The sequence below is a fragment of the Pseudotabrizicola sp. 4114 genome, from assembly GCF_031457365.1.
In the GTDB taxonomy this organism is placed as follows: Bacteria; Pseudomonadota; Alphaproteobacteria; order Rhodobacterales; family Rhodobacteraceae; genus Pseudotabrizicola.
Genome location: NZ_JAVDWP010000005.1, coordinates 357,955 through 368,355, shown reverse-complemented (window position 1 = coordinate 368,355; position 10,401 = coordinate 357,955). Strand labels below are relative to the sequence as shown.

The 10,401-nt window shown below is 64.5% G+C and carries 9 protein-coding genes; 6 read left to right on the top strand and 3 right to left on the bottom strand.

Annotated features, from left to right (window positions below; all coding sequences use genetic code 11):
• Nucleotides 1-170: 170 nt before the first annotated feature.
• Nucleotides 171-3,284 (top strand): valine--tRNA ligase, encoded by a 3,114-nt coding sequence (locus J2X53_RS14470; RefSeq protein WP_349038193.1) that lies wholly within the window; start codon nt 171-173, stop codon nt 3,282-3,284.
• 287 nt (nt 3,285-3,571) lie between these two features.
• Nucleotides 3,572-4,672: a pyridoxal phosphate-dependent aminotransferase gene (locus tag J2X53_RS14465; protein WP_349038192.1), complete on the top strand. Its 1,101-nt coding sequence runs from the start codon at nt 3,572-3,574 to the stop codon at nt 4,670-4,672.
• Here the strand turns inward: J2X53_RS14465 and J2X53_RS14460 are convergent, their stop codons facing one another.
• From J2X53_RS14460 to gatB, 3 genes are all read right to left on the bottom strand, one after another.
• Nucleotides 4,673-5,119, bottom strand: coding sequence for a DUF4177 domain-containing protein (locus J2X53_RS14460; RefSeq protein ID WP_349038191.1), 447 nt, complete (start codon nt 5,117-5,119; stop codon nt 4,673-4,675).
• Between the two features lie 142 nt (nt 5,120-5,261).
• On the bottom strand, nt 5,262-5,909 hold the full coding sequence (locus J2X53_RS14455) for a hypothetical protein (protein WP_349038190.1): 648 nt from the start codon (nt 5,907-5,909) through the stop codon (nt 5,262-5,264).
• Nucleotides 5,906-7,417: an Asp-tRNA(Asn)/Glu-tRNA(Gln) amidotransferase subunit GatB gene (gene gatB / locus J2X53_RS14450; RefSeq protein ID WP_349038189.1), complete on the bottom strand. Its 1,512-nt coding sequence runs from the start codon at nt 7,415-7,417 to the stop codon at nt 5,906-5,908. Before gatB ends, J2X53_RS14455 begins: the two co-directional genes overlap by 4 nt.
• A gap of 191 nt (nt 7,418-7,608) precedes the next feature.
• Here gatB and J2X53_RS14445 point away from each other — a divergent pair, with 191 nt between their 5' ends.
• The 4 genes from J2X53_RS14445 to J2X53_RS14430 all read left to right on the top strand — a co-directional run bounded on the left by J2X53_RS14445 (nt 7,609) and on the right by J2X53_RS14430 (nt 10,396).
• Complete coding sequence (locus tag J2X53_RS14445) at nt 7,609-8,196, top strand: transglycosylase SLT domain-containing protein (RefSeq protein WP_349038188.1); 588 nt, start codon at nt 7,609-7,611, stop codon at nt 8,194-8,196.
• 69 nt (nt 8,197-8,265) lie between these two features.
• Nucleotides 8,266-8,715: a TerB family tellurite resistance protein gene (locus tag J2X53_RS14440; protein ID WP_349038187.1), complete on the top strand. Its 450-nt coding sequence runs from the start codon at nt 8,266-8,268 to the stop codon at nt 8,713-8,715.
• A complete protein-coding gene (locus J2X53_RS14435; protein WP_349038186.1) occupies nt 8,712-9,482 on the top strand; it encodes a PhnD/SsuA/transferrin family substrate-binding protein in 771 nt (256 codons plus the stop codon). The genes J2X53_RS14440 and J2X53_RS14435 overlap by 4 nt, the downstream gene beginning before the upstream one ends.
• A 101-nt stretch (nt 9,483-9,583) precedes the next feature.
• Entirely contained in the window at nt 9,584-10,396 is an 813-nt protein-coding gene (locus J2X53_RS14430) for an amino acid ABC transporter ATP-binding protein (RefSeq protein ID WP_349038185.1), read from the top strand.
• The last annotated feature ends 5 nt before the right edge of the window (nt 10,397-10,401 follow it).

Sequence of the window (10,401 nt, the reverse complement as noted above, 5' to 3'; positions counted from 1 at the left end):
CCGCACCACGCATCATCACCCCCGCCGTTGCCGTGCGCAGGGTGAATCATGTTCCGCAAAACAGGTCGAGAGCCGACTTCTTCAGCAGCCTGCTAGGGGGCAAACGCCATCCCCCTTGGCCTTTGCCCCCACATTCGCTAAGTCCCCTGCAACCGCAGAGGAACACGCCCATGCCGATGGAAAAGACCTTCAACGCCGCCGAGGCCGAGGCCCGGATCTCGAAAACCTGGCTCGACACCCGCGCCTTCCGCGCCGGGGCCAATGCCAAACCCGGCCACCCCGCGTTTTCCGTCATGATCCCGCCGCCGAACGTCACCGGCTCGCTGCACATGGGCCACGCCTTCAACAACACGCTGCAGGATATCCTGACCCGCTGGCACCGGATGAAGGGCGACGACACGCTCTGGCAACCCGGCACCGACCATGCCGGCATCGCGACCCAGATGGTGACCGAGCGCGAGATGGCGAAAAACGGCGAGCCCAGCCGCCGCGACATGGGGCGCGAGGCGTTCCTGTCCCGCGTCTGGCAGCAAAAAGCCCAGTCGCGCGGCACGATCATCGGCCAGCTGCAACGCCTCGGTGCCTCCTGCGACTGGGACCGTGAGGCCTTTACCATGTCCGGCGCCCCGAACGCGCCCGAGGGTGAGGAAGGCAATTTCCACGACGCCGTGATCAAGGTCTTCGTGGATATGTACAACAAGGGTCTGATCTATCGCGGCAAGCGCCTCGTGAACTGGGACCCGCATTTCGAGACCGCGATCTCCGATCTGGAGGTCGAGAATACCGAAGTTGCAGGCCATATGTGGCACTTCAAATACCGCCTCGCCGGGGGCGAGACCTATGAATATGTTGAGAAAGACGAAAACGGCGCAGTCACCCTGCGTGAGACGCGCGACTATATCTCCATCGCCACGACGCGCCCCGAAACCATGCTCGGCGACGGCGCGGTGGCGGTGCATCCGTCAGATGAGCGCTACGCCCCCATCGTCGGCAAGATGGTCCACCTGCCGCTGTGTGACCGCCTGATCCCGATCATCACCGACGAATACCCCGACCCGACCTTCGGCTCCGGCGCGGTGAAGATCACCGGCGCGCATGACTTCAACGACTATGCGGTGGCCAAACGCGCCAACCTGCCCTGCTACCGCCTGATGGACACGCGCGCCCAGATGCGCGCCGATGGTGCCCCCTATGCAGAAGCGGTGGCCCGCGCCCGCGAGATCGCCGCAGGCTCCCCCACCAATGAGTCCGAAGTCGACAGCCTCAACCTCGTCCCCGAAAAATACCGCGGGCTGGACCGGTTCGAGGCCCGCAAACAGGTGATCGCCGACATCAACGCCATCGGCCTGTCGGTGACGACACTGATCAAGGAAACCGACCCCGAAACCGGATCGGAACACCTGCGCCGCGAGCCGGTGGTCGAGGCGAAAAAGATCATGCAACCCTTCGGCGACCGCTCCAAAGTGGTGATCGAGCCGATGCTGACCGACCAATGGTTTGTCGACACCGCCAAAATCGTCGAACCCGCGCTCGATGCGGTGCGGACCGGCCAGACCAAGATCATCCCGGAATCGGGCGAGAAAACCTATTACCACTGGCTGGAAAACATCGAACCATGGTGCATCAGCCGCCAGATTTGGTGGGGGCACCGAATTCCGGTTTGGTATGGTCCAAATCTTCAAATGGTCGAAGCTGGTATCAAGCTTCGCGCAGAACACGACAGCCAAGAAAAGCTGCTTGGACGTAGCCTAACCGCTGACGAAAGATGGGCTATTATTGACAAGCATGTCGCAACCGCTTCGAGTGTTCCCCAAGAATTCTGTGCCGAAAACAAAGACAAAGCTGCACAATTGGCGCAAGAGTTTTACGGGACCAACACCAAAATTCACTTCCAAAAAGACGACGTTTGGTCCCTACGTTCAGCCGCAGGTGCTTTCACGGGGGGCTATGAAGATGGTGTAAATACGATCAGCCTGTTCCGCGACCCCGACGTTCTCGACACCTGGTTCTCCTCCGGCCTCTGGCCGATCGGCACCCTTGGCTGGCCGGAACAAACCCCAGAACTGCAGAAGTATTTCCCCACCTCCACCCTGATCACCGGGCAGGACATCATCTTCTTCTGGGTCGCCCGGATGATGATGATGCAGCTTGCCGTGGTGAACGAAGTCCCGTTCAAAACCGTCTATCTGCATGGCCTCGTGCGCGACGCCAAGGGCAAGAAGATGTCGAAATCGCTCGGCAATGTCATTGATCCCTTGGAGATCATCGACGAATACGGGGCCGACGCGCTGCGCTTTGCCAATGCCGCCATGGCCAGCCTTGGCGGGGTGCTGAAACTCGACACCGCCCGCATCGCCGGCTACCGCAACTTCGGCACCAAACTGTGGAACGCCTGCCGCTTCGCCGAAATGAACGGCGTGTGGGAGGGGCATCGCACCCAGACCCAACCGCCGCAGGCCAGCGCCACGGTGAACAAATGGATCATCGGCGAGACCGCCAAAGCCGCTGCCGAAGTCAGCGAAGCGCTGGAAAACTACCGCTTCGATCAGGCCGCCGACACGCTGTATAAATTCGTCTGGGGTAAGGTCTGCGACTGGTACGTCGAATTCGCCAAACCGCTGTTTGATGGCGAACAGGCGGGCGAGACCCGCGAAACGATGGCCTGGGTGCTGGATCACTGCATGATCCTCTTGCACCCGATGATGCCCTTCATCACCGAAGAGCTCTGGGCCACCACCGGCACGCGGGCGAAACTGATGGTCCACACCGACTGGCCCGAGCTGCCCGCCCGCCTGATCGACGCCCCCTCGATGGCCGAGATGACCTGGGTGACAACCCTGATCGACGACATCCGCTCCGCCCGCGCGCAGGTGCATGTGCCGGCCGGGCTGAAACTCGATCTGGTCGCCACCGCGATGACCGAAACGGCGCAAGCCGCATGGGCCAACAACGCGCCGCTGATCCAGCGCCTCGCCCGCATCGACACGCTCACCCACACCACCACCGCGCCCAAAGGCGCGATCACCGTCGCGGCCGAGGGCGCGACCTTTGCCATCCCGCTTGCAGGCGTGATCGACATTGCCGAAGAAAAGGCGCGGCTGCAAAAGACCCTGGACAAACTGGCGAAAGAAATCGGCGGGCTGAACGGGCGGCTGAAAAACCCGGCCTTCGCCGCCTCTGCCCCGGAAGAGGTGGTCGAAGAATGCCGCACCAATCTGGCCGCGCGCGAGGATGAGGCGGCAAAACTGACAGCCGCCATGACCCGCCTGTCCGAAATCGGCTGACCGGATCGCCTTTGCCCGCCGGGGACGCCTCCGGCGGGAGTATTTTGCAAGCAGCAATGCTCATGTTCTGTCTTCAAATCCCCTCGGCGGGATGAGGGGCGTCAGCGACAAAGGCGGGCGGAAAGCCCCCCTTTGCAATGGCAGCCGCAGGGCGGTCCGGCGGCAAAGTGTTAAAAAGACATTAAAGCCGCCCCGCCAAGCCATTGATATCCTTACATCTGGCCGCTTGTAACACAGGGGGAAGCCCCCTTGCCCCGCGCGCCGATTCCCGCCACTCTGCCCCGATCATGACCCGCTTTCTCACCCCCCACGCCGCCACCCTTCCCTCTGTCGTGCCCTTCACCGGCCCCGAGACGCTGGAGCGTCAGCAGGGCCAGCCGTTCCGGGCAAGGCTGGGGGCCAACGAGAGCCTGTTCGGCCCCTCGCCTGCCGCCATCGCCGCGATGCAGGCGGCGGGGACGGGGGTCTGGATGTACGCCGACCCCGAGAGCTTTGAGCTGAAACAGGCCCTCGCCCGGCATCACGGCGTGACCCCGCAGCATATCGTGGTGGGCGGCGGGATCGACGGGCTGCTGGGCCTGTTGTGCCGTCTGACGCTGGAACCGGGCACGCCGGTCGTGACCTCGCTTGGGGCCTATCCGACCTTCAACTTCCATGTGACCGGCTTTGGCGGCGCGCTGACCCGTGTGCCCTACCGTGGCGACTTTGAGGACCCGCAAGCCCTGCTGGATGCCGCCCGGCAGACCGGGGCGCGGCTGATCTATCTGGCCAACCCCGACAACCCGATGGGCAGCCATCACGCAGGCGCGGTGATCGAGGACATGGTGGCGCACCTGCCCGGTCACAGCCTGCTGGTGCTGGATGAGGCCTATGCCGATCTGGCGCCTGCGGGGACCATCCCCGACATCGACCCGAACCACCCCCAGGTGATCCGCGTGCGCACGTTTTCCAAGGGCTATGGCATGGCGGGCGCGCGGGTGGGCTATGCCATCTCCCACCCCGATCTGGCGCAGGCTTTTGACAAGGTGCGCGATCATTTCGGCATGAACCGGGTGGCGCAGATCGGTGCGCTGGCGGCGCTGGCGGATCAGGACTGGCTGGCCGGGGTGCAGCGGCAGGTCATCGCGGCCCGAGACCGCGTGACGGGCATCGCGGCGGCAAATGGGTTGCGCGCGTTGCCCTCGGCCACCAACTTCGTCACGGTGGATTGCGGGCGCGACGGCGACCATGCCCGCGCCATTCTGCGCGAGACGGTGGCGCGGGGGGTGTTCATCCGCATGCCGGGCGTGGCCCCGCTGGACCGCTGTATCCGCATCAGCCTGGGGAATGATGCCGCGCTGGATGTGCTGGAAGAGGTGCTGCCGCAGGCCATTGCTGCGGCAGGCTGATCATTCGGCGGCGATATCGGATTTTGCCGGATCAGGTCTGGCGGGGCCGGATTTGGCCAGATCGGATTTGCCCAGATCAGATTTGGCCGGCCCCAGCGCCGGAGCTGGCCCCGCCGCCACATGCGCGGCCCCAAGCTTCAGCGTCGGCAGCTCCGGCTCTGGCGTGGCGCGCAACGTGCTGAAAGCGGGGGGCAGCTCTGCTACCGCAGTCTCGGCCAGCGTGCGCCGGAACACCAGCATGTTCTGATAGGTGGTCTTTGTGCCGGTCAGGCCCGCGCGTTCATCGCAAGGCAAGGTATCGGCGCGCAGATACTCCCACCCCTCTGCCCCAAGGCTGTTCATCAGCTGGGTCAGGGTCTGGGCAAAGCGGTCTTCGGTCGTTTTCACTCCGCGGAGTTTCTCACCCCGCTTGGGGGCTGGAATGACCTTGTATTCATAGCGCTGCATGATGGCTCCCGCGAATTTTCAATGTGCAGAATAGCGGGTTTCCCGGGCCAAGACCAAGCTTTCAGCGCACTTTTTCGGCATCCCCGGGCAGCTGGGCAACATCTGGCCTATGTGGTGGGCATGGATCGCCCCGCCCCCATCTCTAGGGGGTATCCCCTGCCGCGAGGCCGGGAAACAGCTGCAACACATCCGCCTCCAGCGCGTCGGCGGTGTGGCGTTCATCGGCATCGGGGGCAAGCGCGCGGGCGGCATGCAGGTGCTGGCGCAGGCTGACCGCAAGCCTGCGGCCATCGGGGCAAAGCGGCGAGCGGCACAGGGCGAGCAGGATTTCTGCCATCGCCAGATGGCTGGCGGCAGACGGGATGACCAGCGCTTCGGTCTGTGCTTCCTCGGCCCGGAGCAGTTGGCGATAGCGCCGGTCGGGGTCTGTGGCATCTTCTGGCAGCGGCAGCCAGGCCTGGGCCAGAGCGGCCCACAGGGCGGCCCGGTCGGTCGCGGAGAGGCGCGGTTGTTCGATCATCGCGCGCAGTTTGGCCACCGAACGCGCCCGCAGGATGCGGGCCGGTTTGCCGGTCAGCGCCTGCGCCTTGGCCCGCAGCGCGCGGCCCAGCAGCAGCGCCACCTCGGGCGTGTTCGGCAGCCGCTCCAACGCGGCAATGGCGCGGTTCAGCGGCGCAAGACAGGCGGGCGGGTTCAACCCCAGGCCCATCCGCACATCACCGCGCGCCCGCGCCAGCAGCGAGGCATCATCGCGGCCAAGGGCCGCGCGAAGGCGGCCCAACAGGCTCACAGCCCCAGTTTCTGCGCCACCATCGCATTCACGACGGCGGGGTTGGCCTTGCCGCCGGTGGCTTTCAACACCTGCCCGGTGAACCACCCCGCCAGCTTGGCATTGACCTTGGCCTTTTCCACCTGACCGGGGTTGGCCGCGATCAGATCGTCCAGCGCGCGTTCAATCTCGCCGGTGTCAGTTACGGCTTTCATGCCATGTTTCGCGGCCTGTTCAGCCGGATCACCGCCCTCGGTCCACAGGATTTCGAACAGATCCTTGGCCATCTTGCCGGTGATCTCACCCGAGGCCAGCAGATCGAGCATACCGCCCAGTTGCGCCGCCGAAACCGGGCTGTCGACGATCGCCTTGCCCTCTTTGTTCAGGCGGCCAAAGAGCTCGTTGATCACCCAGTTGGCAGCGGACTTGCCGTCTCGGCCCTGTGCGACCGCCTCGAAGAACCCGGCGGATTCCAGATCGGCGGTCAGCACGTTGGCGTCGTAATCGGTCAGGCCGAAATCGGCCATGAAACGGGCTTTCTTGGCGTCGGGCAGCTCTGGCATGCTTGCTGCAATGTCATCGACCCAGGCCTGTTCGATCTCCAGCGGCAAGAGGTCGGGATCGGGGAAGTAGCGGTAATCAAACGCTTCTTCCTTGGACCGCATGTTGCGGGTTTCGTTCTTGTCAGGATCGTAGAGCCGGGTTTCCTGATCGACCTTGCCACCGTCTTCCAGAATCGCGATCTGGCGCCGGGCCTCATAGTCGATGGCCAGTTGGATGAACCGCATCGAGTTCATGTTCTTGATTTCGCAGCGGGTTCCCAGATGGGCAAAGTCCTGCGTGGCCTGATACTTCTCATACTGGCCGGGGCGGCAGACAGAGACGTTCACATCGGCGCGCAGGTTGCCGTTCTGCATGTTGCCGTCACAGGTCCCCAGATACCTCAGGATCTGGCGCAGCTTGGCGACATAGGCCGCTGCCTCTTCCGGCCCGCGAATGTCGGGGCGGCTGACGATTTCCATCAGCGCGACACCAGTGCGGTTGAGGTCGACAAAAGACATCGCCGGGTCCATGTCATGGATGCTTTTGCCCGCGTCCTGTTCAAGGTGGATGCGTTCAATCCGCACCAGACGGGCCACGCCGGGCGACAGCTCGACCAGCACCTCGCCCTCGCCCACGATGGGGTGATAGAGCTGACTGATCTGATAGCCCTGCGGCAGATCGGGGTAGAAGTAGTTCTTGCGGTCAAAGGCCGAGAACAGGTTGATCTGCGCTTTCAGCCCAAGGCCGGTGCGTACCGCTTGCTCGACACAGAAATCGTTGATCACCGGCAGCATGCCCGGCATGGCGGCATCAACAAAGGCCACGTTGGAATTGGGCTCCGCCCCAAAGGTGGTAGAGGCGCCGGAAAACAGCTTGGCGTTTGACGACACCTGCGCGTGGATTTCCATTCCGATGACAAGTTCCCAGTCGTGCTTTGCCCCGGCAATCACCTTGGGGGTCGGCGCGGTATAGGTCAGGTCCAGCATGGCGCACTCCTTCTTTGCCCTGACTTCGGGGCATTTCCCCCTGTCTTTAGGCGGCGGCGGGCTTTGGGGCAAGGGGGTGGAACTGGCGGATTGACGCCGATTGCCGGGTCATGGGGTTGCCCGACTCAGGCCAGACAGCCTAACGCCACAGGGCCGTGCACAGAGGTGCGGCGCTGCCGATGGACTTTTCGATGCGTTTTCCCTTTTCGCTTGTGGCCGTTTCGGCATTCGTTCTGGCTGGCTGTGTGGCCGGAGCTACCGGAAAGGACTCAGGCGAACAGCCCGCGATGCGGTGGGATCACCGGCCAGAGGCGGCCACCTGGACGCAGACCTCGATGAACATGATCGCCGCCAATGACGCGGTGCTGGCGGCCAAGGTGCCGGCGGATATTCAGGGCTGGTGCCCCGGCTATGGTCAGGCCTCTGTCACCGAACGCCGCGCGTTCTGGGCCGGGCTGTTGTCGGCAACGGCCAAGCATGAAAGCACGTGGAACCCAAAGGCTTCGGGCGGTGGCGGGCGCTATATCGGGCTGATGCAGATTTCTCCGGCAACGGCGCAGGCATATGGCTGCAAGGCAACCAGTGCCGCCGCGCTGAAGAATGGCGAGGCCAACCTGGCCTGTGCCATCCGGATCATGTCGAAACAGGTCGGGCGTGACGGGGTGGTTGCCGGGGGCGGCAATCTGGGCATCGGGCGCGACTGGGGGCCGTTCCGGTCGGCGTCGAAACGGTCTGACATCGCGGGCTGGACCAAATCGCAAGAGTATTGCGCCAGCTGACCGCGCGGCTTTTCGGGCCCTTGTCTGTGCCATCTTGTCCCTGACCGGCCTGCGGCCTATGTCTTGATCATGTTCGAACGTCTCCTCTCCGGCCTGCTGGCCCCCTCCCCCGCGCGGCTGCCCGAGCCGGATGCGCGCCTTGCCTTTGCGGCGCTGATGGTGCGTGTGGCCCGGTCTGACGGCGACTATGCCGCTGCCGAGGTCGCCCAGATCGACCGGGTGCTGGCCACCTTGCACAATCTGTCGCCCTTTGCCGCCGCCAGCCTGCGGGCCGAAGCCGAGGTGCTGGAGGCCGAAGCCCCCGACACCGTGCGCTTTACCCGCGCCCTAAAGGCCGCTACCGCGCACGAAGACCGCGCCGGTCTGGTGCAGGCGCTGTGGTCGGTTGCGCTGTCGGATGGCGCGCGTGACGCCGAGGAAGACCGGCTGCTGCGGCTGGTGGCCAATCTGCTGGGGCTGACGGATGTGGACTCGGCGCTGGCCCGGCAGCGGGCGTCCCAAGGCGCAGCGCGGGGATGATCGCCTCGCTTGGCATGTATGACCGGGCCGAGACGATGGCCGCCAACGATGTGTTGTGGGCGCTGATCCGCGACGGCCTGCGGGCGCGCGGGCTGATCGCGCCGGAGGCGCTGACCCGGGGGGCGCAGGCCTATTGGTCAGCGTGGGAAGCGCCCGGTCTGCTGCTGTCGCAGACCTGCGGCCTGCCGTTCCGGGCGCGGTTGCATCAGCGTGTCACGCTGATCGGAACACCGGATTATGGCGTCGCGGGCTGCGCGCCGGGGTTCTATCGCTCGGTCCTGATTGCAAGGGCCGATGACCCGCGCGCGACCGAATCCGAGTTCAGCACCGCGCGGCTGGCCTTCAATGAGCCCTTGTCGCAGTCGGGCTGGGCGGCGGTGCATCAGCATTTCCAGCACCTTGGCCTGACCCTCCGCCCCACGCTCCAGACCGGCGGCCACCGGGCCAGTGCGCTGGCGGTTGCCAAGGGCGAGGCCGACTTTGCCGCCATCGACGCGGTGACATGGGAAATGCTGGCGCGCCACGAGGATTTTGCCAACGGGCTGCGCGTCTTTGCCCGGACCGGGCCCACGCCGGGCCTGCCGCTGATTACGGCACAGGCGGCACAGGCCGATGCGCTGTTCGAGGTCGTCAGTCACGCAATCCGCGCGCTGAGCGATGCGCAGCGCCACACGCTTTGCTTGCGCGGGCTGGTGCGGATACCCGCCAGTGCCTATCTCGCCCTGCCTATCCCCCCTGCGCCTGCTCAATTTGGTGGCACTTTGTGACCAAAGCTGCGGCATATGCCGCAGCGTTTGTCACAAAGGGCGTTGCAATGGCGCGAATCTTGCGCCCTATTTGATCAATCAAAGCAACCGCGCGAGGCAAAGTGACCGCTGCCATCCAGACCGCCCCTCAGACCACCGCTCAAAGCGCCAACACGCCGCCGGTGATCGCGATTCATGGCCTGCACAAAGCCTATGGCTCGCTGGAGGTGCTGAAAGGGGTGGATCTGACCGCGCCGCGCGGCCATGTCGTCAGCCTGATCGGATCATCAGGATCGGGGAAATCCACGCTGTTGCGCTGCTGCAACCTGCTTGAAGACAGCCAGCAAGGCGAGATCCGGTTTGAAGGCGAAGCCGTGCGCTGGAAGGGTGAGGGGCTGAACCGCCACCCCGCCGACCGCGCACAGGTCACCCGCATCCGCACCAATCTGTCGATGGTGTTCCAGCAGTTCAACCTGTGGTCCCACATGACGATTCTGCAGAACGTGATGGAGGCCCCGGTCACCGTGCTGAAACGCGACCCCGCTGAGGTGGAGGCCAAGGCGCGGGAATATCTGGCCAAGGTCGGCATCGCCGACAAGGCCGATGCCTGGCCCGCCATGCTGTCGGGGGGCCAGCAGCAACGCGCGGCCATCGCGCGGGCGCTGTGCATGGAGCCGCGCGCGCTGTTGTTCGATGAACCCACCTCTGCGCTCGACCCCGAGCTGGAGCAAGAGGTGGTGCGCGTGATCAAGGCCCTTGCCGAAGAGGGCCGGACGATGATTCTGGTCACGCATGACATGAAGCTGGCCGCCGACTGCTCGGATCACGTCATCTTTCTGCATCAGGGCCTGATCGAAGAACAGGGGCCGCCAGTAGCGATGTTCAAATCGCCGCAAACCGCACGACTTCGTGGCTTTCTTTCGGCCACGTCCTGAGATTA